General features: G+C 64.6%; 27 protein-coding genes. 14 read left to right on the top strand and 13 right to left on the bottom strand.

The genetic code is table 11. The features are described 5' to 3' along the window. Positions 1-75 precede the first annotated feature (75 nt). From BMX67_RS10690 to lexA, 7 genes are all read left to right on the top strand, one after another. Positions 76-666 carry an anthranilate synthase component II gene (locus BMX67_RS10690; protein ID WP_090734757.1) on the top strand — a complete coding sequence of 197 codons (591 nt, stop codon included), beginning with the start codon at positions 76-78 and terminating at the stop codon, positions 664-666. Continuing rightward, positions 663-1685: an anthranilate phosphoribosyltransferase gene (trpD, locus tag BMX67_RS10685; RefSeq protein ID WP_090734755.1), complete on the top strand. Its 1023-nt coding sequence runs from the start codon at positions 663-665 to the stop codon at positions 1683-1685. Before BMX67_RS10690 ends, trpD begins: the two co-directional genes overlap by 4 nt. Next, complete coding sequence (locus tag BMX67_RS10680; protein ID WP_090734754.1) at positions 1682-2320, top strand: uracil-DNA glycosylase; 639 nt, start codon at positions 1682-1684, stop codon at positions 2318-2320. Before trpD ends, BMX67_RS10680 begins: the two co-directional genes overlap by 4 nt. 41 nt (positions 2321-2361) lie before the next feature. Beyond that, positions 2362-3165, top strand: a complete 804-nt coding sequence (gene trpC, locus BMX67_RS10675; RefSeq protein WP_090734752.1) for an indole-3-glycerol phosphate synthase TrpC — start codon at positions 2362-2364, stop codon at positions 3163-3165. Next, the gene (moaC, locus tag BMX67_RS10670) at positions 3162-3635 is read left to right on the top strand and encodes a cyclic pyranopterin monophosphate synthase MoaC (protein ID WP_090734750.1); all 474 of its coding nucleotides are present in this window, start codon (positions 3162-3164) and stop codon (positions 3633-3635) included. The genes trpC and moaC overlap by 4 nt, the downstream gene beginning before the upstream one ends. Further along, positions 3632-4816 (top strand): molybdopterin molybdotransferase MoeA, encoded by a 1185-nt coding sequence (locus tag BMX67_RS10665; RefSeq protein ID WP_090734748.1) that lies wholly within the window; start codon positions 3632-3634, stop codon positions 4814-4816. The genes moaC and BMX67_RS10665 overlap by 4 nt, the downstream gene beginning before the upstream one ends. 93 nt (positions 4817-4909) lie before the next feature. Next, entirely contained in the window at positions 4910-5620 is a 711-nt protein-coding gene (lexA, locus tag BMX67_RS10660) for a transcriptional repressor LexA (protein ID WP_090734747.1), read from the top strand. A gap of 82 nt (positions 5621-5702) precedes the next feature. Here the strand turns inward: lexA and hemC are convergent, their stop codons facing one another. After that, positions 5703-6638: a hydroxymethylbilane synthase gene (hemC, locus tag BMX67_RS10655; RefSeq protein ID WP_425438977.1), complete on the bottom strand. Its 936-nt coding sequence runs from the start codon at positions 6636-6638 to the stop codon at positions 5703-5705. A gap of 84 nt (positions 6639-6722) precedes the next feature. Between hemC and hemE the strand changes: the two genes are divergently transcribed. Together hemE and BMX67_RS10645 are read left to right on the top strand one after the other, a co-directional pair. Beyond that, entirely contained in the window at positions 6723-7751 is a 1029-nt protein-coding gene (hemE, locus tag BMX67_RS10650; protein WP_090734744.1) for a uroporphyrinogen decarboxylase, read from the top strand. Continuing rightward, positions 7748-8623 carry a DMT family transporter gene (locus tag BMX67_RS10645; RefSeq protein WP_090734742.1) on the top strand — a complete coding sequence of 292 codons (876 nt, stop codon included), beginning with the start codon at positions 7748-7750 and terminating at the stop codon, positions 8621-8623. The genes hemE and BMX67_RS10645 overlap by 4 nt, the downstream gene beginning before the upstream one ends. A gap of 3 nt (positions 8624-8626) precedes the next feature. Here BMX67_RS10645 and BMX67_RS10640 read toward each other — a convergent pair whose 3' ends face one another. Then, positions 8627-9217, bottom strand: a complete 591-nt coding sequence (locus tag BMX67_RS10640) for a LysE family translocator (RefSeq protein WP_090734741.1) — start codon at positions 9215-9217, stop codon at positions 8627-8629. 93 nt (positions 9218-9310) lie between these two features. Here BMX67_RS10640 and BMX67_RS10635 point away from each other — a divergent pair, with 93 nt between their 5' ends. Next, a complete protein-coding gene (locus tag BMX67_RS10635) occupies positions 9311-9760 on the top strand; it encodes an Lrp/AsnC family transcriptional regulator (RefSeq protein WP_090734793.1) in 450 nt (149 codons plus the stop codon). Here BMX67_RS10635 and BMX67_RS10630 read toward each other — a convergent pair. Beyond that, a complete protein-coding gene (locus BMX67_RS10630) occupies positions 9757-10413 on the bottom strand; it encodes a LysE family translocator (protein WP_090734739.1) in 657 nt (218 codons plus the stop codon). The genes BMX67_RS10635 and BMX67_RS10630 overlap by 4 nt on opposite strands. After that, a complete protein-coding gene (gene hemF, locus BMX67_RS10625; RefSeq protein WP_090734737.1) occupies positions 10404-11258 on the bottom strand; it encodes an oxygen-dependent coproporphyrinogen oxidase in 855 nt (284 codons plus the stop codon). Before hemF ends, BMX67_RS10630 begins: the two co-directional genes overlap by 10 nt. Before the next feature lie 75 nt (positions 11259-11333). Here hemF and BMX67_RS10620 point away from each other — a divergent pair, with 75 nt between their 5' ends. After that, positions 11334-11738 (top strand): hypothetical protein, encoded by a 405-nt coding sequence (locus BMX67_RS10620; RefSeq protein ID WP_090734736.1) that lies wholly within the window; start codon positions 11334-11336, stop codon positions 11736-11738. On the opposite strand, the gene BMX67_RS10615 is transcribed toward BMX67_RS10620, so the two are convergent. The 3 genes from BMX67_RS10615 to clpS are packed head-to-tail and all read right to left on the bottom strand — an operon-like array spanning position 11735 to position 13866. Further along, positions 11735-12541, bottom strand: coding sequence for an SDR family NAD(P)-dependent oxidoreductase (locus BMX67_RS10615; protein ID WP_090734735.1), 807 nt, complete (start codon positions 12539-12541; stop codon positions 11735-11737). The genes BMX67_RS10620 and BMX67_RS10615 overlap by 4 nt on opposite strands. A 1-nt stretch (position 12542) precedes the next feature. Then, positions 12543-13544 (bottom strand): class I SAM-dependent methyltransferase, encoded by a 1002-nt coding sequence (locus BMX67_RS10610; protein WP_245739414.1) that lies wholly within the window; start codon positions 13542-13544, stop codon positions 12543-12545. A gap of 4 nt (positions 13545-13548) precedes the next feature. Next, entirely contained in the window at positions 13549-13866 is a 318-nt protein-coding gene (clpS, locus tag BMX67_RS10605) for an ATP-dependent Clp protease adapter ClpS (RefSeq protein WP_139206492.1), read from the bottom strand. A gap of 247 nt (positions 13867-14113) precedes the next feature. Here clpS and BMX67_RS10600 point away from each other — a divergent pair, with 247 nt between their 5' ends. Further along, positions 14114-15769 (top strand): D-alanyl-D-alanine carboxypeptidase family protein, encoded by a 1656-nt coding sequence (locus tag BMX67_RS10600; RefSeq protein ID WP_342707919.1) that lies wholly within the window; start codon positions 14114-14116, stop codon positions 15767-15769. A gap of 66 nt (positions 15770-15835) precedes the next feature. Here BMX67_RS10600 and ccoS read toward each other — a convergent pair whose 3' ends face one another. From ccoS to BMX67_RS10570, 6 genes are all read right to left on the bottom strand, one after another. Further along, the gene (gene ccoS / locus BMX67_RS10595; protein WP_090734732.1) at positions 15836-15997 is read right to left on the bottom strand and encodes a cbb3-type cytochrome oxidase assembly protein CcoS; all 162 of its coding nucleotides are present in this window, start codon (positions 15995-15997) and stop codon (positions 15836-15838) included. Positions 15998-16006: 9 nt separating this feature from the next. Then, positions 16007-18193: a heavy metal translocating P-type ATPase gene (locus tag BMX67_RS10590; protein WP_090734730.1), complete on the bottom strand. Its 2187-nt coding sequence runs from the start codon at positions 18191-18193 to the stop codon at positions 16007-16009. Beyond that, positions 18190-18657 (bottom strand): FixH family protein, encoded by a 468-nt coding sequence (locus BMX67_RS10585; protein WP_090734728.1) that lies wholly within the window; start codon positions 18655-18657, stop codon positions 18190-18192. Before BMX67_RS10585 ends, BMX67_RS10590 begins: the two co-directional genes overlap by 4 nt. A gap of 2 nt (positions 18658-18659) precedes the next feature. Further along, complete coding sequence (locus tag BMX67_RS10580; RefSeq protein WP_090734726.1) at positions 18660-20210, bottom strand: 4Fe-4S dicluster domain-containing protein; 1551 nt, start codon at positions 20208-20210, stop codon at positions 18660-18662. A gap of 104 nt (positions 20211-20314) precedes the next feature. Then, positions 20315-21223, bottom strand: coding sequence for a nickel/cobalt transporter (locus BMX67_RS10575; protein ID WP_090734725.1), 909 nt, complete (start codon positions 21221-21223; stop codon positions 20315-20317). Further along, positions 21220-21882, bottom strand: a complete 663-nt coding sequence (locus BMX67_RS10570; RefSeq protein ID WP_090734723.1) for a DUF1007 family protein — start codon at positions 21880-21882, stop codon at positions 21220-21222. Before BMX67_RS10570 ends, BMX67_RS10575 begins: the two co-directional genes overlap by 4 nt. A 195-nt stretch (positions 21883-22077) precedes the next feature. Here BMX67_RS10570 and BMX67_RS10565 point away from each other — a divergent pair, with 195 nt between their 5' ends. After that, positions 22078-23028 (top strand): alpha/beta fold hydrolase, encoded by a 951-nt coding sequence (locus tag BMX67_RS10565; RefSeq protein ID WP_090734721.1) that lies wholly within the window; start codon positions 22078-22080, stop codon positions 23026-23028. Positions 23029-23096: 68 nt separating this feature from the next. Next, complete coding sequence (locus tag BMX67_RS10560) at positions 23097-23756, top strand: glutathione S-transferase family protein (protein WP_090734720.1); 660 nt, start codon at positions 23097-23099, stop codon at positions 23754-23756. Positions 23757-23777 lie beyond the last annotated feature (21 nt).

Below are 23777 nucleotides of genomic sequence, written 5' to 3'. Positions count from 1 at the left end.
CCCCCCGTCGCGCTTTGGACCATCTATAGCGAACCGATTTGCGGGGGGAAACCACCGCGCGACCTAGGCGAGACGATGATCCTTCTGATCGACAATTACGACAGCTTTACCTGGAACCTTGTACATTACATGGGCGAGGCAGGCGCCGACGTGACCGTCAGGCGCAACGATGCCCTGACCGTGGAACAGGCGCTGGCATTGGAACCCGACGGGATCGTGATCTCGCCCGGTCCCTGCGATCCGGCGCAGGCGGGCATCTGCCTGGACCTGATCCGGGCTGCGGCCGACCGCAACATTCCGCTGTTCGGGGTCTGCCTGGGCCATCAGGCCATTGGCGAGGCCTTTGGCGGCAAGGTCGTTCGCGCCAACCGCATCCTGCATGGCAAGGTCGATGCGGTCACCCATGACGGCACCGGGGTCTTTACCGGCCTGCCCTCGCCGTTGAACGCGACACGGTATCATTCGCTGACGGTACAGCCGGAAAGCCTGCCCAATTGCCTGCGCGTGACCGCCCATTCCGATGACGGCACCATCATGGGCCTGATCCACGAGGATCTGCCGATCGAGGGTGTGCAGTTCCACCCCGAATCCATCGCCTCGGAACATGGCCATGACATGATCCGCAATTTCCTTGCCCGCTGCACCCCGCGCGAGAAAGCCGCATGACAACAGATATCCGCCCGCTGATCGGGATCGCCGCCACGCGCCCCCTGACCGGACCCGAGGCCGAATCGGCGTTCTCGGCCCTGTTCGACGGGGCGGCGACCCCCGCGCAGATCGGCGGCTTGCTGATGGCCCTGCGTGTGCGCGGCGAAACGGTCGATGAAATCGCCGCCGCCGCCCGCGCCATGCGCGCCCGGATGAACCGCATCACCGCCCCGCAGGGTGCGATGGACATCGTCGGCACCGGTGGCGACGGCAAGGGCACGCTGAACATCTCGACCGCGACGGCATTCGTGGTGGCGGGCGCAGGTGTGCCGGTCGCCAAGCACGGCAACCGCAACCTGTCGTCGAAATCGGGCGCGGCGGATGCCCTGACCCAGATGGGCATCAATGTCATGGGCGGTCCCGCGACCTCGCAAATGGCGCTGGACCGGGCGGGCATCTGCTTCATGATGGCGCCGATGCATCACCCCGCCATGCGCCATGTCGGCCCACCCCGGACCGAACTTGGCACCCGCACCGTCTTCAACCTGCTGGGACCGCTGACCAACCCCGGCGCTGTGCGCCGTCAGCTGACCGGTGCCTTCAGCGCCGACTGGATCCGCCCGATGGCCGAGGTTCTGCGCGATCTGGGTTCGGATGCGGCGTGGCTGGTTCATGGCAGCGATGGCACCGACGAAATCACCATCGCGGGCGAAACGCAGGTCGTTGCGCTGAAGGATGGCAAGTTGTCGGAATTCATCGTCACGCCAGAGGATGCCGGCCTGCCCCGCCACCCGTTCGAGTCGATCATGGGCGGCGAGCCGTCCTACAACGCCGCCGCCTTCCGTGCCTTGCTGGACGGTGAAAAGGGTGCCTATCGCGATGCGGTCCTGCTGAATGCCGCGGCAGCCCTGTTGATCGCCGAGAAGGCAGACGACCTGCGACAGGGCGCGGAATTGGCCGCGCAATCACTGGACAGCGGCGCTGCAAAGGTAAAGCTTGTCGAACTGGCCGAAGTGACCGGCCCCCCCGAAGCGTGACACCGCCCGCCGCCTGGGCGCATCTGCCCTTCTTCGAACAGGACTGGCCGGTCCTGCGTGATCGTCTTGCGGAATTGGACGATTGGCTTCCCGGCCCGGGCCACCTGTTTGCCGCCTTGCAGGCGACATCGCCACAACAGGCCCGCGTGATCATTCTGGGTCAGGACCCCTACCCGACCCCCGGACATGCCAATGGCCTGGCATTTTCCGTAAACCCCGGTATCGCCTTGCCGCGCTCGCTGAAAAACATCTTTGCCGAAATGGTTCAGGATATCGGCACCGCGCCCATCACCGGCGATCTTTCCGGCTGGGCAGAACAGGGCGTGCTGTTACTGAACACTTCCCTGTCGGTACTGCCCGGTCAGGCAGGGGTTCATGCGCGCTGGGGCTGGGACGCGCTGACCCGTCAAGCCGTCGCCGAGGCGCAGCGACACGGCCCGACGGCCTTTATCCTGTGGGGCGCCCATGCACAAAAGGCAGTGGGTGATCTGCCCCGGCCACAGGATCTGGTGATCGCATCGGCGCATCCCTCGCCCCTGTCGGCGCGGCGCGGCTTTTTCGGCAGCCGCCCCTTCAGCCAGGTCAACACCTGGCTACAAGCTCAGCGCCTGCCCCAGATCGACTGGGCGGCCTGACCGCCCTTTTCCCCTTCGCAAAGCACGGCTAGAACGACAGCATGGATATTCTCGACAAGATCAAAGCCTATAAACTGGAAGAGATCGCCGCTGCGAAGGCCGCGCGACCGCTTGCCGATATCGAAGCCGACGCCCGCGCCGCGTCCGCCCCGCGCGGATTTGCGCAGGCATTGTCCGACAAGGCGCGGCATGGACCCGCACTGATCGCCGAAATCAAGAAGGCCAGCCCGTCCAAAGGCCTGATCCGTCCCGATTTCGATCCGCCCGCCTTGGCGCGTGCCTATCAGGACGGCGGCGCGGCCTGCCTGTCCGTGCTGACCGACAAGCCCAGCTTTCAGGGTGCGCCGGAATTTTTGGCCGATGCACGCGCGGCCTGCGACCTGCCCGCGCTGCGCAAGGATTTCATGTATGACACCTATCAGGTCGCCGAGGCGCGCGCCTGGGGCGCGGACTGCATCCTGATCATCATGGCCTCGGTCGAGGACAGTCTTGCCCGCGACCTGGAAGACGCCGCCCAGCACTGGGGCATGGATGCGCTGATCGAGGTCCACAATGCCGAGGAACTGGACCGCGCGCTGCAATTGAAGTCTCGGATGATCGGGATAAACAACAGAAATCTCAAGACGTTCGATGTAACACTTCATGTAACGCGCGAACTTGCGCCACGTATTCCCGATGATCGCGATATCGTCTGTGAAAGCGGTTTGTTCACAGCGGATGATCTGGACCAGATGATGCAGGTCGGCGCGCATCGCTTCCTGATCGGCGAAAGCATGATGCGTCAGCCGGACGTGGCCGCAGCCACCCGCGCCATTCTGAACGTCAAGACCGGTGCCGCGACATGAGCCTGACACATTTCGACAGTGCCGGTCAGGCGCATATGGTCGATGTCTCTGCCAAGGCCGAGACGACGCGCGAAGCGACGGCCGAAGGCTGCGTCGTGATGCGTGCGGAAACGCTGGCGCTGGCGCAGGGCGGGGCCGCGAAGGGCGACGTTCTCGGCGTCGCCCGACTGGCCGGGATCATGGGGGCCAAGCGTACCTCGGACCTGATCCCGCTGTGCCACCCCCTGCCGATCAGCAAGGTCTCGCTGGACCTGACGCCCGACACGGACCTTCCCGGGATCCGCGTCACCGCGACCGTGCGCACGACCGGCCGCACCGGCGTCGAGATGGAGGCCCTGACCGCCGTCAGCACCGCCTGCCTGACCATCTATGACATGCTGAAAGCGGCCGAGAAATCGATGCAGATCGAAGGCATTCGGCTGGTCCGCAAATCCGGCGGCAAGTCGGGCGATTACGAGGCCGCGACATGATCTCTGTCGACGAGGCCTTGCAGCGGGTTCTTGCACTGGCGCCGCAGCCGAAACCCGAACTGATCGGGCTGGAAAATGCGTTGGGACGGATCCTGCTTGAACCGGCAGTCTCGCGCATGACGCAGCCGCCGTTCAACGCGGCGGCAATGGACGGCTATGCATGGCGCAGCGCAGATGCGGGCCAGAGCCTGCGCATTGTCGGTGAAGCCGCCGCAGGTCATCCCTGGACCGGCACTGCCCAGCCCGGCACAGCCATCCGCATCTTTACCGGCGCGGCGGTTCCCGATGGCTTTGACCGCGTCGAGATGCAGGAAAATACCCGGCGCGAAGGCGATCTTCTGACGATCACCGAAGCCTCGCATGGCACGCATATCCGCAGCCGGGGCTGCGACTTCGCCGAGGCAGACGAACTTCCCGCAGGCCGCCGGCTGACTGCGGCGGATATCGGGCTTCTTGCCGCGATGAACGTGCCGCAGGTGATGGTCGCGCGTCGCCCGAAGGTCGCGATCATGGCCAGCGGGGATGAGCTTGTCCGCCCCGGCGACACCCCGCGTGATGGTCAGATCATCAGCTCCAACGACCTGGCCATCGCCGCGCTGGCGCAAGAGGTCGGCGCCGAAACCACGCTTCTGCCCATCGCCGCAGATACCGAACACAGCCTGCGCGAATGCTTTCACATGGCACGGGATGCCGATCTTCTGATCACCATCGGCGGGGCCTCGGTCGGCGATCACGATCTGGTCGGAAAGGTCGCCGCGGAACTGGGTCTGGAACGCGCCTTCTACAAGATCGCGATGCGCCCGGGCAAGCCGTTGATGGCTGGCGACCTGCACGGAACCGCGATGCTTGGACTGCCTGGAAATCCAGTATCGTCAATTGTTTGCGGAAAGATATTCATGCAACCTCTTATCCGAAGGATGCAGGGGTTCACGGATCTGGATCAGACGCGCAAGGCGATGCTTGGCGTCGATTTGGTCGCAGAAGGAAATCGCCAGCATTATCTTCGCGCCAAACTGGACCGGCAAGATGGGCAGCCGACCATCACCCCGTTCGACCGTCAGGATTCATCACTGCTGTCGATCCTGTCACAGGCTGATGCGCTGTTGGTGCGGCCCTCGGGGGATCGCGCACGCGCGAAAGGCGAGATGATGGAATATCTGCCGCTACATGGCGGCAGTTAACCACTTTTTCACCTCGCGATGTTCTGTTCATTGACGTGATTCTGGGCTTGGTCTAGAACATAGAAAGAACACCGCAAGGCGAAAGGGCGGCACATGCTGACGAAAAAGCAGATCCAACTGCTGGAATTCATCCAAAAGCGCATGGCGCAGGATGGCGTTCCGCCCTCTTTCGACGAAATGAAGGATGCGTTGGATCTGCGGTCCAAATCGGGCATCCATCGACTGGTGACGGCGCTGGAAGAACGTGGCTTCATCCGGCGCCTTCCGCACCGTGCGCGCGCGCTGGAAATCCTGCGCCTGCCCGAAAGCCTTGCGCAGGCCGCACCAGCCGCAGCAACCAGGACCGGTTTCGCGCCCAAAGTCATTTCCAACGACCGGCCCACGCGCCCGCGCGGTGCCATCGGGATCGTCGATAGTGGTGCGACCGATCTGCCGTTGATGGGGCGCATCGCCGCCGGTGTGCCGATCGAGGCGATTTCAGAGGTTGCGCATCACGTATCGGTGCCCAGCAGCATGCTGTCGGGGCGCGAACACCACTACGCGCTGGAGGTCAAGGGCGACTCCATGATCGAGGCTGGCATCAATGACGGCGACGTGGTGGTCATTCGCGAACAGTCGAACGCGGACAATGGCGACATCATTGTTGCCCTGGTCGAAGGGCATGAGGCGACATTGAAGCGCTATCGCCGCAAGGGCTCGATGATCGCACTCGAGGCGGCCAACCCGGCCTATGAAACGCGCATTCTGCCCGAGGAATCGGTCAAGGTTCAGGGCCGTCTGGTCGGGCTGATCCGCAGCTATTGATCCAGATAGCGGCCTTCGCGGTAGAAGGAACAAAGGCGGGGCCATCCCCGCCTTTTGGCATTCGACAGAGGGAACCGTCGTTCTAGGCGAGGTGATCGAAGAACCCTGTCCCGGCCTTGCCAAGCAATTCCTCGGCCAGATCGCGCCCCATCGCAGGACCATCGGCAACGGGACCCTGACGTGTCCCCGCGATTGCCTCGGAACCATCGCTGCGCAGGATCTGACCCTGCAGGACAAGTTCTGATCCGGAAAGATGGGCATAACCCGCAATCGGGGTCTGACAGGACCCGTCCAGCCGCGCCAGAAACGCGCGTTCGGCACTGATACGAAGCGTGGTCTCTGTGTCATTCAGCGGATGCAGCAGTGCCGCAGTCGCATGATCATCCACGCGCCGCTCGATCCCGATTGCGCCTTGGGCCACTGCGGGCAGCATCTCGGCGGGATCAATCGCACTGCGGGCGACATGCAGCATGTCCAGCCGGCGCAGACCTGCCATTGCCAGGAAGGTCGCGACCGCGACGCCATCGTCGAGTTTCTTCAGCCGCGTCTGCACATTGCCGCGAAACTCGACCAGATGCAGATCGGGGCGCACATGGGCCAGCTGCGCACGGCGGCGCAGGCTGGACGACCCCACGGTCGCGCCATGGGGAAGATCCGCGATCGAGGCAAATGTCGGGCTGACAAAGGCATCGCGCGCATCCTCGCGCGGCAGCAGGCAGTCGATGATCAGCCCGTCGGGCTGCAGGGTCGGCATGTCCTTCATCGAATGCACGGCGATATCGATGCCGCCTTCGGTCAGCGCCTCTTCGATTTCGCGCGTGAACAGACCCTTGCCGCCAATTTCCTTCAGCGGGCGATCGGTGATCCGGTCGCCGGTCGTCTTGATCACGACGATTTCGAAGGCCTCGATCGGCAAGTCATGCGCGGCCATCAGGCGCGCGCGCGCCTCATGCGCCTGCGCAAGCGCAAGGACCGAGCCTCGGGTACCGATCTTCAGCGGGCGGGAACTGTCGGGCATCTGTGTCATGCCCCTCGCATAGCGGGCGGCGCGACGCTTGACAACGACCTCTGGCTCGCCTTGATGGCGGGGCAAGGAGGCCACATGACGAAACTATTGCTGCGGGCATTGGCGGGCGAGACGCTGCCGACCCCCCCGATCTGGATGATGCGTCAGGCGGGACGATATCTGCCGGAATATCGCGCCACGCGGGAACAGGCGGGCGATTTCCTGTCGCTATGCTACAACCCCGATCTGGCAGCCGAAGTCACGCTGCAACCGATCCGCAGATTTGGCTTCGACGCGGCAATCCTGTTCGCCGATATCCTGTTGATCCCGCAGGCTCTTGGCGCGGATCTGTGGTTCGTCAAGGGCGAAGGGCCGCGCCTGTCGACCATCACCGAGGCCGCGCAGGTCGACGCCTTGCGCCCGGCCGATGACGTTCATGAAACGCTGTCGCCGATCTATGAAACGATCCGGATCCTGGCGCGGGAACTGCCGCAGGACACCGCGCTGATCGGCTTTGCCGGTGCGCCCTGGACCGTCGCGACCTATATGATCGCGGGGCGCGGCACGCCGGATCAGGGACCGGCCCATGCATTCAAGTCCACCGACCGCGCGGCGTTTTCAGCGCTGATCGACCGCATCACCGAGGCAACCATCCTGTACCTGTCGGCCCAGATCCAGGCCGGGGCCGAGGTCGTGAAGATCTTCGATAGCTGGGCCGGCAGCCTGAAGGGTCAGGATTTCGACGATTTCGCGATCGCCCCCGCGCGGCGCATCATTTCGGAACTGAAGCGCCTGCATCCGGGTATTCCCGTCATCGCCTTCCCGCGCGAGGCGGGCGACCGCTATATCGGCTTTGCCAAGGCGACCGGCGCCGATTGTGTCGCCACCGACAATTCCGTCAGCGCGGAATGGGTCGCGGGGAACCTGCAGGTCGATGGCTGTGTGCAGGGCAATCTAAACCCGCGGCATATGGTCACGGGCGGCCCGGACCTTGTGGCCGAGGCACAGCGGATCACCCGTGCGCTGCGCCGCGGGCCGCATGTCTTCAACCTGGGCCATGGCATCACCCCCGATGCCGATCCCGACAATGTCGCCCGCATGATCGAGGCTGTTCGCAGCGCATGATCTGGGTCTGGGCGACGCTGATCGCGGCGGTCGCCCAGACCGGCCGCAATGCCGCGCAGGCCGGATTGACGGCCAGTGTCGGGACGGTCGGGGCGACCGCCGTGCGTTTCCTGTTCGGCCTGCCCTTCGCCGCGCTGTCACTGATCGCGCTTGCGCCCTTTGTCGCGGTCCCTGCCCTGGGCGGCAATACGGTCGCCTATGCGGCACTTGGCGCGGCGGCGCAGATCGGGGCAACCGCCTTCATGCTGCTGACCATGCGCGGTCAGGGATTCGGCGTCGCCACCGCATTGATGAAGACCGAGCCCGTCACGCTGGCCATCATCGGCGCCGTGGTTCTGGCCGAGCCTTTGGGCCCGGCCCGTCTTGGCGCGATTGCACTGGCGACACTGGGCGTGGTTCTGGCATCGGGTGCGCGCTGGTCGCGGGCCGGGCTGCGCGGAATTGCAACGGGCGTGACCGCCGGGGCGTTGTTCGGCCTGTCATCCATCGGGTTTCGCGGGGCACTGCTGAGCCTGCCCGAGGGTGGGTTCTTCATTCGGGCGCTGACCGTGCTTGTGCTGACCCTTGCGCTGCAATCGGCCGCGATGCTGATCTGGATGGGATTGCGCGATCGGCGCGGGCTGTGCGCGATCCTGCGCATGTGGCGACAATCGCTGACCGCCGGGGCGCTGGGGGCCTTTGCCTCGTTGTTCTGGTTCATCGGCTTTGCCCTGACGCCCGCCGCGAATGTCCGCACGCTGGCCCTGATCGAGGTCGTGCTGGCGCAGCTGGTCTCGGGGCGTCTGTTTCGGCAAAGCACCACCGCGCTGCAACTGTGCGGGATGGGGCTGATCGTTCTGGGGGTCGGATGGCTGCTGGCGGTCACGGTATAGGCGCTAGTGCATCGCGACCGGCAACATTGTCGCGACAAGCAGAACCGCCATCGACACATTGAACAGCCGCAGCCGTGCGGGCGTGGACAGAAGGCTGCGCATCTGTTGCCCCAGCATGGCCCAGATCGACACGGCCGGCAGGTTCACCAGCGCGAAGACCAGCGCGACAACCACTGCGCCGCCCGCCCCCGCGGCATAGGCCGACAAGGCACCCAACCCCATCGCCCAGGCCTTGGGGTTCACCCATTGAAACGCGGCTGCCTGTAGAAATGTCAGTGGTCGCCCCCTGTCCGCACCTTCCGATCTGGGCTGTCCGGCATTGGCGATCTTCCACGCAAGCCACGCCATATAGCCAAGGCTCAGCCATTTCATCGCCTGCGCCAGCGCCGGAGATGAGGCGATCAGGCGGTCGACCCCCAGCCCGAGGATCATCACCATCACCCCGAACCCAAGCGAAATGCCCAACATATGCGGCACCGTGCGCCGAACCCCGAAATTCGCACCCGAGGCAAGCAGCATCATGTTGTTCGGCCCCGGCGTGACGGAGGTGACGAAGGCAAAGCCCGCAAGGGCAAGAAGGATCTGATCGGTCATTGCACTCACTTTCATAGCCACGCAATGTTATCGCGCAAAAGGCGCAATTTCTGACCTTTGTGCCGACAGAATGGAAATAATGTGCAACTTGACATCGAAACAGATCGTATAAACGCCCAGATATTGCACCAACTTCGTCGCAATGGCCGCATTCCCAATACGGAACTGGCGGCTTTGGTCGGGCTGTCGCCATCGGCCTGCCTGCGACGCGTGCAGGATCTGGAACGTCGGGGGATCATTTCGGGCTATCGTGCGGTCGTGCCGCCGAGTGCGCGGGGGTTGGGCTTTATCGCCTATGTCTCGGTCGGGCTGTCGCGGCATTCAAACGATGCCCAGCTTGCGTTCGAACGGGCCTGCATCGCCGCGCCCGCCGTCCGCGAATGCCACAACATCACCGGTGCAAGCGAATATCTGCTGCGGGTCGAGGTTGCCGATCTGGCGGCCTACAAACAGTTCCACTCGGATGTGCTGGGTGCATTTCCGTGGATCGCGACGATCACCACCCATGTCGTCATGGGCAGCCCCAAGGATGAGCGCGCCTAGCCTGCCGTCCGGACCGCCAGCCACAATGCCACGAACGCCAACAGCACTGACAATACCCGGCGGATCCGCCGTTGCCGCGCAGGGTCGCGCAGCGCGCGATGCGAGGCCGCCGCCCCCGTCACGATCGCGGCATGGATGATCGTGGCGATCGCAACATAGATCAGCGACAGCCCGACCGCCTGCCCGGTGATATTCGCACCGGGCACGATGAAGCCGGGCAGCACCGTGATATAGAAGGCAAAGGCCTTTGGGTTCAGCAGGTTGACGATCAGGCCACGGCGAAAGAACCGCCCCAGTGACGACCCGCGCGCCGCATGTTCGACGGTTCCGCGCCCGTCCCGCCAGCCATCCCATGCCAACCACAACAGATACAGCACACCGCCCCAGCGCAGGGTCTGCCATGCAAGTGGCGAGGATGCGATGGCCGCCCCAAGCCCAAGCGAGGCCGCAAGCCCCGCGATCAAAAGCCCCAAGGCCACGCCCAGCACAGCCGCATAGCCCGCCCTGCGCCCGTCCCCCAGCGCAAGGATCGCCAGATAGGCCATGTTGGGACCGGGCGTGATTTCCATCACGATCGAGGCAACGACAAATCCCGTCAGGGCGCCGGTCTCGACGCCGCCTTGAAGCGCCGCAAACAGCGACGCTAGATCCATTTCGCCAAGGGGGGCAAGCTCATCAGCACTGCCTCGGGGTTGTGGCCCGTTTCCAGACCGAATTTGGTGCCGCGATCATAGACCAGATTGTATTCGGCATAGAGCCCGCGATGAACCAGCTGCGCATCGCGGTCCTGATCGGTCCAGTCCTGCGCCATCCGCTTTTCGGCAAGGGGCAGGAATGCCGGCAGGAACGCCTGTCCGACGGCGCGGGTGAACGCGAAATCCGCATCCCAATCGCCGCTGTTCAGATCGTCGTAGAAAATACCCCCGACACCGCGCGCCCGTCCGCGATGGGGAATAAAGAAATACTCGTCCGCCCAGGCCTTGAACCGCGGATAGTAATCCGGGTCATGCGCGTCGCAGGCCTGACGCAGCTGATCGTGGAAATGGGCGGTATCCTCGGCATATTCCAGACAGGGGTTCAGGTCAGATCCGCCGCCGAACCACCACGCGCCGGGGGTCCAGAACATGCGCGTATTCATGTGAACGGCGGGCGCATGGGGGTTCTGCATATGGGCGACAAGGCTGATGCCACTTGCCCAGAAGCGCGGATCCTCGGCGATGCCGGGAACGCCACGCGCGGCCATTGCGGTCTGGGCCTTGGGGGCCAGCGTTCCATGCACCTCGGACCAGTTGACGCCGACCTTTTCAAAGACACGACCGCCGCGCATGACCGACATCAGACCGCCGCCGCCATCCTCGCCGCGGCGGGTCGGGGTGACCTGAAACCGCCCCGGCATGGCGTCGCCACCTGCCCGATCCTCAAGCCCTTCGAAGGCTTCGACGATCTGGTCGCGCAGGTCGCGGAACCAGTCGGCGGCGCGGCGGCGTTGATCTTGCATGTGGACCCCAATCGTGAATTGCCAGTACAGGCACCGGCGGCTAGCATCTTTTCACCCGATGTAAAGAGACTGAAGATGCCCCGCAACACCGCGATCCTCGTCACCCTTCTGCTGGCCGCCTGCGGCACCCAGCAGGAACGCTGCATCAGTCGGAATACCGACGAATACCGCAATGTCAGCCGCCTTCTTGCCGAGGTCGAGGGCAATCTGGGCCGTGGCTATGCCTGGGAAGAACGTCAGGTCGGACGCGATTATCTGACCCAGTGCCGTGACCATTATCGCGACAACGACGGCAATGTCCGCACGATCACACGATCCTGTTGGCGCGAGCATATCACGACCGAGCGTTATCGCGTGGCCATCGACCCCGCAGCGGAACAGCGCAAGCGCGACAACCTTGCCAGTCGCAAGGCCCAGTTGTCAGCGCAGGCTGCGGCGGCCGTGCAGGCCTGCAAGGCCGCCTATCCCGAACAGGGTTAAAGCGCCTGCGCGGTGACCGGATCTGCAAGGCAACGCCCGCCATCGACCGTCATCACCTGCCCGGTCACGAAACGCGCGCCTTCGCTGACAAGGTAATGGACCGCCTCGGCGACCTCATCGGCGGCGGCGATGCGCCCCAAGGGCGTGCCTGATACGATCTGGTCGCGCAGATCAGCGTCTTCTTTCAGCGCGCATTTCAATTCATGCGACATGACGCTGCTGAAACGGACGCCATTCACACGAATACGATGCGGCGCCAGCGCCAGTGCCAACCCGCGCGTGGACTGTTCCTGCGCGGCGCAGGCGATGGAATAGCCCAGAAGATCCGGCACCGGACGCGACGCCGCAAGGTTCGAGATATTCACGATCGCGCCTGCCTGCTGCACATCGGCCTGCCCTTCGGCCTGCTTGATCATGCGCTTGGCAATCATCTGCGACAAGCGCAGGCCCGAAATCATGTTCTGGCGCAGCATTTCCTCCAGAACACTGGGATCGGTATCCAGCGGGTCCGATCCTTTGACGAAGCGATGCGCGTTCACCAGGATATCGACCCGCTCGAACGCGTCCAGCGTCGCTGACAGAAGATTGGCCGAACACAGCTTTTCGCAGATATTGCCGGTGAAGTAGCGGACTGGACCGTTTTCGGTGTCGTAATCCGACATCTGCCGTTCCAGACTTTCCTCGTCATTGTCCACGAACATCACATTCGCGCCGGCCTGGACGAAATGCTGCGCAATCGCCAGACCGATTCCACGACCGGCACCCGTGACGATCGCGGTCTTGCCTTGAACGGAAAAACCCATATCAGCGCCTCTGGTTCTTGGACCCGCGACCCGCGCCGCTGGCCTCGAAAATCTTGAAACGTGTGTCGCCGCCGATTTCGGTGACCTGGGCAAAGTTCTCGCGCAGGACGGTCTCATAGGGCAGATGCCGGTTGGCGACCATCCACAGACGTCCCGCCCCGGTCAGCAACCGCGCGGCATTGGCGATGAATTCCGCCCCCAGACGCGGATCGGCGTCGCGCCCGTCATGGAAGGGCGGGTTCATGATCACGCCATTCACCGGGTCGCGCAGACGGAAATCCCGCGCATCGGCCCAGTGGAAATGGGCCCGCGCATCCTTGATGTTGTCTTCGGCGGATTGAAGCGCGATCCGGTCAGCCTCGACCAGATGCAACACCTCGACGCCCGCCCGTGCAAGCGCCTGCGCCGACAGCCAGCCCCAGCCTGCGCCCAGATCGACCAGTCGCGTCGGCAGCTTTTCGGGAAGGTGACGTGCAAGCAGCTGCGATCCCGGATCGATACCGTCGGCAGAAAACACACCCGGCCGTGTGACAAAGCCCGGCGCGACCTCACGCGGCGCAGCGGCCCAGTCGAGGGGCACCCAATCGGGCGATGCCGCATCGATCCGGAATATCTTGCCATGCGCCTTGCTGTGCACCTCATCGACAGGGGTCAGGCGGCGAATTTCCTTCAGAAGGGAGTCGACGCCGTCGGTCTTCTGCCCATCGACCCAGATCACACCACCATCGCCCAGCCTGGCGGCGGCCGCGGCGATGCGGGCGCGCGCGGCGGGTTTTGCGCGGGGCAGTTTGACGATCACGGTCTGAAAGACGCCATCGACCGACGGCGCCGCGTCAAAGCCGCGCGCGGTCAATGCCTGATGATCCGTGAACATCGGCTGTTCGATCCGAGTCCGGCCGGCGGTCAGCGGATCAAGATCATCGGCGGCACGCGCACCAATGACCAGCACGTCGCCTCCGGGATGGCCGTCCGGGAAAGCCAGTTGAAATCGGGATGTGGTCAAGTGACTACTCTTTTTCCATGGTACATTGCAGGGGGTGCTGCTGGCGGCGTGCCAGTTCCATCACCTGCGCGACCTTCGTTTCCGCAATCTCGTGTGAGAAGACGCCGACAACCGCGACACCCTTGCGATGAACCGTCAACATGATCTCGATCGCCTGGGCGTGGGTCATGTTGAACAGGCGTTCCAGCACATGGACAACGAATTCCATCGGTGTGAAATCGTCGTTCAGCATCAACACCTTGTACATCGGTGGCCGCTGTGACTTGGCACGCGGTTTCACGGCGAGATCGGATTGGTCTGCCGGCTTGTCCGGGTCGTTCATCCAGTGCGTCATCGCGGTAACGTCGGCCTGATCATTGCGGAAGGTCAAAGCCGGAATATAGTTGAAACTGCCCGGGATAAAAGCCCCCGCCGAAATTGCTGCCAATTGCGCGGTCAATTCGCCGCCTGATGGGTCAAATCACACAAATGCAAGGTTTCCCGGCGGATTCAGTCGTGCTATTATCGGCTTATTAACGAAAGGCATGCGACAAACGACATGCCTTCCCGAGGCAGAAGAGACCGAGACAGTGACCCGATTCCCCCTGATCGCCCGGCTGTGGGCGGTGATCCTCGTGGCGGCGCTTGTGCCTGCCGGATCGTGGGCCGCCCCCTTCGCGGCCTATGTGATCGACGCGCGCACCGGCCAGCCGATTTACAAGCAGAACGAAAGCACCCGGCTTCACCCGGCGTCGCTGACCAAGATGATGACGCTGTATATGGCGTTCACCGCGGTCGAGCGTGGTCAGGTCCGGCTGGATTCCAAGTTCAAGATCAGCTCGAACGCCGCGGCAGAGCCGCCGTCAAAGCTGGGCCTGAAAGCCGGCCAAAGCATCGAGCTGCGCTATCTTCTGCGCGCGGCGGCGATCAAGTCTGCCAATGATGCGGCCACCGCCATCGGGGAAGGGCTCGCCGGGTCCGAGGATGCCTTTGCCCAGCAGATGACCCAGATGGCCCGCGCCCTTGGCATGCGGAACACGAATTTCCGCAACGCCAACGGCCTGACCCAGGAAGGTCACTATTCGACCGCCTATGACATGACCATTCTGGGGCGGCATCTTTTCTATGATTTCCCGCAATATTACAATCTGTTCTCGCGCCGTTCCGCCGATGCGGGCATTGCGCAGGTTTCCTCGACCAACAAGCGATTTCTGGACGCCTACAAGGGCGCGGACGGGATCAAGACAGGCTATACCCGCGCCGCGGGCTTCAACCTGACGGCCTCGGCGCAGCGCGGGAACAAGCGCCTGATCGCCACCGTGTTTGGTGGAACCTCCACCGCGCAGCGCAATCAGGTGATGTCGCAGCTGCTGGATTCCAGCTTTGCGCGTGTGCCCGAACGCGTCCGCGAAACCCGGCCCAAGCCCCCGCGTCTGATCGCCCAGAAAACGGTCCGTCGCGCACAGGTCGAACCGAAACCGGTGGTCGCCCAGCCACAAGCGTTGACCTTGAACGCCTCGGCCCCGCCGGAACGTGCCGCCCCTGCCCGCAGCGCCAGCACCGCGGCCATCGCCTCTCCGATGCAGATCGCAGAAGCCGTGCGTGCCGCAGCCGCCAGTTCCTCGACCCCCGGCAGAATGAGCCTGACTTCCAGCGCGCGTCCCCGGCTGCGCCCGGGAACGCCGGCAACCGATGTGGCGGCCGCGGTCGAAATGGCCGTCAGCGAAGGACAGGGTTCGGCCAGCCTCGTGGCCCCCGTCCTGTCGACCTCGACCCGTCCGATCCCGGCACCGCGTTCGCGCAGCGCACGGACCAGCGATGCCAGCACCGCCGTCATCGCGCCCGCCTTGCCGGAACCGACGCCGACCGAACGCGCCCTGACCGGGCAAATGTCGCTGCTGGCCTCATCGGTTCCCGAACCGCGCACCGATACCGTCATCCTGGCCGCGATGGGCGAGGGTGACATCTCGGAACCCGCGGCGCTGGAAATCGTGTCGCGGCCGCAGAACAGTGGTCGCAATTGGGGCGTGACGCTTGGCCTGTACCGCTCGAAGGTCGAAGCCGATCGGCTGCTGTTGCAAACCGCGCTTCAGGGCGGTGCCGCATTGGAAGGCGCGAATCGTCATGTCGCCGACACCGTCCGTGGCTTCGAGGCGAATTTCGTCAACCTGACCAAGGCGGATGCGCGGCTTGCCTGCGAAAGGCTGCAAACCCGGCAACAGGAATGCCGCGTCGTCGGCCCCTGATCCTTCAATCCACAAAACAAGGAAACGCCTGCCACGCCCGGCAGGCGTTTTTCGTTGACACCTTACTTAGTCGGGTCGTGGGCGATCATCCCATTCGTCGCTGAGGATGCGTTCCGCGTCACCTTTCGGATCCTCGAACTGACGGCCACGCAGGGCCCAGATGAAGGCACCAAGGCCCAGGGCGCCCAACCCCAGTGAGACCGGTATCAGAATGCTGAGTATCTCCATCTCGCCCTTTCAGCGTCGCAGCCGCAGCGCGTTCAGCGTCACGGTAATGGAACTGGCAGACATCGCCAAGGCGGCCAGCAGCGGCGTGGCAAAACCGGCAATCGCAACCGGGACCGCGACAAGGTTGTAAAGGATCGAGATGGTGAAATTCTCGCGGATGCGCGCGGTGGCCCTGCGCGCGGTCTGCAAGGCATCGGCCACCGCGCCAAGATCCTGCCCGGTCAGCACCACATCGCTGGCCACCCGTGCCGCATCCAGCGCCGATGCAGGCGAGATCGAGGCATGTGCCCGCGCCAGCGCGGCCGTGTCGTTCAGCCCGTCGCCGACCATCAGCACCTTTGCCCCGTCATCCCCAAGCGCGCCAACCATCTGCGCCTTCCCGATCGGGTCGATGCCCGCGTGGTATTCGCCAATGCCAAGACGCGCAGCGACATCGGCCACGGCGGCGGGCCGGTCACCCGACAACAGAATCACACGCCGCCCCTGTGCCCGCAGCCGGTGCACCGTGTCAGCCGCGCCGGGGCGCAGTTCATCGATGAAATCCAGGCGGCGCGGTGCCTGACCCTCGATCGACAGCCAGGCCGAACTTCCGCTGCGGTGCATGTCGTCGTCGATGATGCCCAGCCAATCGGCGCGGCCAAGGCTGACGCGACGCCCCTGCCAGACACCCGAGACGCCCTGCCCCGGATATTCGCCGATCCCGTCTATCCGGGCCGGTTGCTGATCCGGGAAGGCCGCGACGATCGCCTGCGACAGCGGATGCGACGACCCCGCAGCCAGGGAAACAGCCACGGCCCTCAGGTCATCGGGCAGATCGTCGCCTGCCGCCAGCCGAGGCCGACCCATGGTCAGCGTTCCGGTCTTGTCGAAAACGACGGTGTCGATCTCGGACAGACGCTCCAGCGCGGTGCCGTCCTTGATCAGCAACCCACGGCGGAACAGCCGCCCCGATGCCGCCGTGACCACCGCCGGAACCGCAAGACCAAGGGCGCAGGGACAGGTGATGATCAGCACCGCAGCCGCGACATTGATCGACAGCCGCAGATCGCGGGTCGCCCAGAACCACCCGGCAAGGCTGAGCGCCGCCATCAGGTGAACCATTGGCGCATAGGCGCGCGAGGCGCGTTCGGCCAGCGAACTGTAGCGCCCGCGCGCGGCCTCGGCCGCCTCGACCAGCGCGGTCAGGCGCGACAGCGAGCTGTCCTTGCCCGCCGCAATCACCCGCAATGTCAAGGGACCGGACAGGTTCACCTCGCCCGCCGACAGGATCGTGCCGGGTTCGGCAAGCATCGGCAGGGTTTCACCTGTCAGCAGCGACCTGTCGGTTTCGCTGCGCCCCTCGACCACCTCGCCATCCGCCGGAATGCGACCGCCCGCGCGAACGCGGATCAGATCGCCGGGCACAAGCTGGGCTATGGGCACGACCTGTTCGCCGCCATCGCACAGCAGATGGGCGCGCGGCACCTCCAGCGCGGTCAGTTCCGCCGCGGCCGAGCGGGCGATGGCGCGTGTGCGGTGATCCAGATAGCGCCCGATCAGCAGAAAGAAGCACAGCATCACCGCCGCGTCGAAATAGGCGTGATGCCCCGATTGCGTGGTTTCATAAAGCGAGATCGCTGTCGCCAGAATCAGCGCCAAAGAGATCGGCACATCCATCCCAAGGCGTCCACCACGCAGTGCCGCCCATGCGCTGCCGAAGAACGGCTGCCCCGCGAAGGCCACGGTCGGCAGCGCGATCGCACCTGAAATCCAGTGAAACAGATCGCGCGTGGCCGCATCGGCGCCCGACCAGACCGCCACCGACAGGATCATCACATTCATCATCGCGAACCCGGCGATGCCGATCCGCATCAACAGGTCGCGGCCCTGCTTATCCGCGGCCGTGGCCGACAGGGCGTCGGGGTCCAGCTCATGCGCCTCGTAGCCGATCGCGGCAAGTGCGGGGATCAGATCATCCGCGCCCAGCCCCGGCGCCTGCACGGTAACGCGTTTCAGTGTCAGATTCACCCGCGCCGCCCGCACACCGGGCCGCGCCATCAATGCGCGTTCCACATCGGTGATGCACATGGCGCAGTGAACACCGGGCAGCGAAAGGATGATGGCGTCGGGCGCGGCCGCATGCGCCACGCGTTGCGCAATCGGGGCGGCGGCACAGGCCGGGCAGGCGCTGGTCGAAGGCAGGGACAGATCCGTCATCGCCGCACCTGCGCATCGGAATGAAGATCCAACCGCTGCCGAAACGGCGTGCCGTCGGGGGCCAGGGCTGTGACGTGAATGATCCACGCCCCCGGTTCAAGCTGCAATTCGGCGCGGTAGACACCGCCATCATATCCGAAATCCGGCGTGACATCCGCCCCGGCATGTGTCGGCCTGCCGATCGTCGCGCTGAAATCATCCAGTCGTACGGGCAGCCCGGCTTCGTCACGGACCGTCAGGGTCAGCATCCGCCCGTCATGGGCCGACGTGACGGACCAGCCCAGTGCCGCCTGCGCCTGACGGTCGCGGTCGAATTGCTGCGAGGCGACATAGGAATTGGCGACCTCCAGCCCCGGAAAGCTGCCAACGGCATTCACCGCCAGAACAAGGTTCACGGCGATGATCGTACCGAAGGCGCCGACCGTGATCGCAAGGACATGCCGCCCTGTCAGTTCCCTTGCCATGATCACTCTCCTTTTCCGTGAAAGACGGTCTTAACACTGGTGCGGATACGCGCGCCCCCGTCCACCGTCAGGGTCAGCGGCGCGCTTTCGCGCAGACTTAGGGCCGAGCCCGCGGGCGCGGTCAGATACAGACGGCTGGTCAGGGTTTCATCCGGGGCGACGGTCACGCGTGCGTCCTCGGCCCCCTCGATGCTGAGGATAAGGTCCTGGGTATCGGCACCCGCGACGCCGAAGACATAGGGATGCGCGTCATGCTGCTTGTTGCGCAAGCGCACCTCATAGATGTTGCGGATCGCGCCATCCGACAGGGTGACATAGATCGGGTTGCGGATCGGCGAGACATTCACATCCACGGGCGAGCGTAGGAACAGCGCCACCACAAGCGCGACCCCGATTCCCGACCACAGGGTGAAATACATCAGGGTGCGCGGCCGCAGGATATGCCGCATGATCGGGCGTGGTGCGGCGCCCGCCCGTTCGGCCGTTTCATCCTTCAGCGCCAGATAGCCGATCAGCCCGCGCGGCTTGCCGATCTTGTCCATGATCTCGTCACAGGCATCGATGCACAGCGCACAGGTGATGCATTCCAGTTGCTGGCCATCGCGAATGTCGATGCCCATCGGGCAGACATTGACGCAGGCCATGCAGTCGATGCAATCGCCCGCCGCATCCTGTGCGACCGGGCCGCCGACGCCGCTTGGCAGGCCGGGATAGCGTGTCGGCTGGTATCTGGCGCCCGCGCTGGGGCCTGCGGCATGGCTGGCGGTCTCGGCATCCATGGCGGCTTCGGGGCTGCGGCGTCTGACATTGCCCTTGCCGCGCGGCTCGCCCCGCCATTCGCGATAGGCGACGGTCAGCGTATCTTCATCCATCATGGCGGCCTGGATCCGCGGCCAGGGACAGGCATAGATGCAGATCTGTTCGCGGGCGAAACCGCCGAACAGGAATGTGGTGGCGGTCAGCACGCCGATGGTGGCATAGGCGACCGGATGGGCCTGAAACCGCAGCAGATCGCCCAGCAGTGCCGGGGCATCGGTGAAATAGAACACCCAGGCCCCGCCGGTCAGCAGCGCGATCAGCAGCCAGACCAGATATTTCGACACCCGCAGCCACAGTTTTTTCACATCCCATCGCGCGCGGTGCAGTCGGATACGGGCGTTCCGGTCGCCCTCGATCCAGCGTTCGACCAGAATGAAAAGATCGGTCCAGACGGTTTGCGGGCAGGCATAGCCGCACCAGACCCGCCCCAAGGCCGAGGTGAACAGGAACAGCCCCAGCCCCGCCATGACCAGCAGACCCGCGACGAAGTAGAATTCATGCGGCCAGATCTCGATGAAGAAAAAGAAGAAGCGACGGTTGGCCAGATCGACCAGAACCGCCTGATCGGGCATGTCCGGCCCACGGTCCCAGCGGATCCACGGCGTGATGTAGTAGATCGCCAGCGTCACCGCCATGACCGCCCATTTCAGGCTGCGGAAACGCCCGTGGACGCGTTTGGGAAAGATCGGCTCGCGCGCCGCATAAAGGCTGGGCGGCGTCTGGCTGGTGGACATGGGCCATGCTCCTGTTTCGCATGGCTACATTAATCACGGTGGGCGACAGGACATTGACCTAGGTCAAATCGGCGTGGCCCGGCCTGCGGCGCGCGGTCGCAGGCCTAGATCAGCATGCCCGTCGCGATCAGCGCGATCAGACCGCCAGCCGCGACCATCACGATCGCCGGCACCACCTGCAGGACGCGCGCCCCGGCGCCGGGTTCGGGCAACAGCGACAAACCGCCTTCGCGCGCCCAGACCGACAGGATCGCCACGGCCACCGTCACGGCGGCCGTGCCCAGCCCCATGGCAAAGCTGCCCGCCACGCCCATCGCAAAGATATCCAGACGCCATGTCAGGATCAGCAGGAACAGCGCCCCGGTGCAGGGCCGGATCGCGATGCCAAGGATCAGGGCGGCGGCGTCGCGAATGCTGCGGGTCTGCATCGCCTGTTCCGGGCTGGGCCCGTGGGCATGGCCGCAACCGCAATTCTCGTCATGATGGTGGTGATGGTCATGCGCTGCCTGCTGTCGCAACAGCTGACGCAGGCCACGCAGCATCAGCCACAGACCGACAAGTCCGATCAGAACGGTGCTGAGGTCGGTCAGTTCCTGTTCGGCCAGATCGGTCAGCGCCTCGCGCGTCAGGTTCAGTAGATTGATCCCGCCCCAGACCAGAACGACCGCGACCCCGGCCTGCGCCAGCGACGCCAGAACCGACAGGACCGACAGGCGCAGAACCGGAACGCGGGTGCCGATTCCATATCCGCCGATCAGCACCTTGCCGTGTCCCGGCCCGACTGCATGGACCACGCCATAGGTGAAGCACACCGCGATCAGCGCAGCCCCCGAGCCCGGTTCACCCGCGCGCAAGCGCCGGACCGCGCCCGCGATCAGGGTCTGAACCTGACGTTGCTGATCGGCTGCCCAGGCCTGCATCGCCTCAAGCCCGCCGCCCAGCCACAAGGCCAGCCACACGACCCCCACGATCAGCCCGGTCAGCGCGAGGATGCGGGGGATACGGCGGCTCATGCCCCTGCCCCGCAGGTGATCCGCGCCTGATCCGCGCCGACGGCGCCGATATCGACGACCACCAATTCCTCTTGTGCCAAGGCGTCATCGGCCAGCGCGGCATCGACAGCCTTGCGATAGGCTGCCGCCTTGGCCCGCGCATCGCCCGAAACGGCAGCGACGCTGCAATCGTCGCGCCCGTCGATGACGGGGGCGTCGGGCATTGTGAAATCGACATAGAATTCAGGATCATAGACGCGAAGATCAACAGGCTGCGCCCCATCCACCGGTTCCTGCAACCTGCGGATATGACGCGAAACCAGACGACCATCATCAAGGGCCGCCGTGAAATCCGCCGGCGGGGTCAGCGCCACGGGCTGCCCTTTCACGCTTAGGAACAGCCGCCCGTCGAAATCGGGATCCGGATCGGCATCGAAACCCTGCAATTGTGCCAGTTCCTGCGGCGTCAATTGCCCATCGCCATCCGGGTCCATACCGTAATCGGACAGGATCAGCAGCGAATAGAAATCGTCATAGGTCCATGTGACCTCGGCCCCGTCCAGCCGCCCGTCGCCGTCATAGATCAGCCGGACCGCCGCCTCGATAAAGACATGGGGGTGGGCAAAGGCCGTCACCGGACAGGCAGTCAGGACAAGTGCAAGCAAACGGGCGCGGAACATCGGCTACCTGGGGCAAAAGGGTCGCGCCCTGCTTACACCCACGCGGATGCCAGATAAACCGGCACGCGATCACATCGGCAGGTGCCTGCCACCCCTGCCTTCACGGCTGCGTGAGGGGTGCATCCGGAACCGGCGCGCCCTCGTGACTGTTCAGGACAGGCGCAACAAGGGGATGTCGTGGGACGCTATTCATGGATGACCGGGGCCTGTCTGGCCGGCCTTGCCCTGCTGGCCGTGACCGGATGCGCGGTCGATCAGCAGGCCAGCAAGCGCGAGGCGCGGGCCGAGGCCGCCTATCCACCGACCGGACAGCTGTTGCAGGTCGACGGACGACAGGTCCATGCGGATATCCGTGGCTCGGGCCCGGATCTCGTGCTGCTGCATGGGGCAAGCGGGAACAGTCGCGATTTCACCTTCGATCTGGTCGAACGCCTGCAGGACCGCTATCGCGTTATCAGCTTTGACCGACCCGGACTGGGCTGGACCGATGATCTGGGTCCGCGGACCGACAACCCCATCGCCCAGGCCGAACTGCTGCGACAGGCGGCGGCACAGTTGGACGTGCGGAACCCGATCGTTCTGGGCCACAGCTATGGCGGCGCCGTCGCGATGGGCTGGGCGTTGCGCGATCCGGGCGACACGGCGGCCGTGGTGCTGCTGGCCGGGGCGACCTATCCATGGCCGGGGGATCTGGGCAACTGGTATCCCTTCATCACCAGCCCGGTCGGCAAGGCCGCGGCCGTGCCGCTGATCACCGCCTATGCGCCCGAGAGCCGCGTGCAGGATGCCATTGCAGGGATCTTCGCGCCAAACCCGGTCCCGCCGGGCTATGCCGATTATGTCGGTGCCGGGCTGACCCTGCGGCGCGACAGCTTCATCAACAATGCCCAGCAGGTCGACGGGCTGAAGCCCTATGTCACCGCCATGGCGCCACGCTATCCCCGCCTGTCCATGCCGATCGAGATCGTTCATGGCGACCGCGACACCACGGTGGGGCTGGACTATCATTCGCGCAGGATGGTGCAGGATCTGCCCAATGCGCGGCTGACCGTCCTGCCGGGTGTCGGCCATATGCCGCACCATGCCGACCCGGCCGCCGTGGTATCCGCCATCGACCGCGCGGCAGCGCGCGCGGGCCTGCGCTAACGGCGATGCGATTTCGATAGGCTTGCGCGGCGGATCGGATAATCTGCCCGCAAGTGAAAGGACTTGCCATGCTGACGATCCACGGTGTCACCCGTTCGCGCGCCTCGCGCATCATCTGGCTTTGCCACGAACTTGGTCTGCCGTTCCGGCAAGTGCCGGTCATTCAGGCCTATCGCCTGCCAGATCCCGACGCGCCGGACGCACCGCTGAACACAAGATCACCCGCCTTTACGCGCCTGTCTACGGCCGGCGCGATTCCGGTGATCGAGGATGAGGGTCTGGTTCTGTCCGAATCGCTGGCCTGCACGCTGTATCTGGCGCGCAAATACGGTGTGCCGCTTGGGCCCGCGGACGCGCGCGAAGACGCGCTTATGCTGCAATGGAGCCTGTATGCGGCGACCGCCATCGAAAGCGATGCGCTGACCCTGCTGTATCTGCATGCGACCGGGCGCAGCCTGTCGGGTTCCGAAGCCGCCGCCGTGGCCGAGGCCGCAAACCGCCTGATCCGTCCGCTGACCGTGGTCGAGGAACATCTGGCAAAGCACGGCCACATGGTCGCAAATCGTTTCACGGTTGCCGATATCAACATGGCCGAAGTGCTGCGTTATGCCCAAGGGTATCAACCGCTGATGGCGCAGTTTCCTGCCATCAACGCCTGGCTGGTCGATTGCCAGACGCGACCCGGCTTTCAGCAAATGTGGGAACAGCGCCTCGCAGAGCCGGAATAGACGCGCTAGGACTTGCGGAAA

This window comes from Paracoccus homiensis (assembly GCF_900111675.1).
Lineage (GTDB): Bacteria > Pseudomonadota > Alphaproteobacteria > Rhodobacterales > Rhodobacteraceae > Paracoccus > Paracoccus homiensis.
Note: the sequence above shows the minus strand (reverse complement) of the source record. Positions and strands in the feature narration are given on the sequence as shown.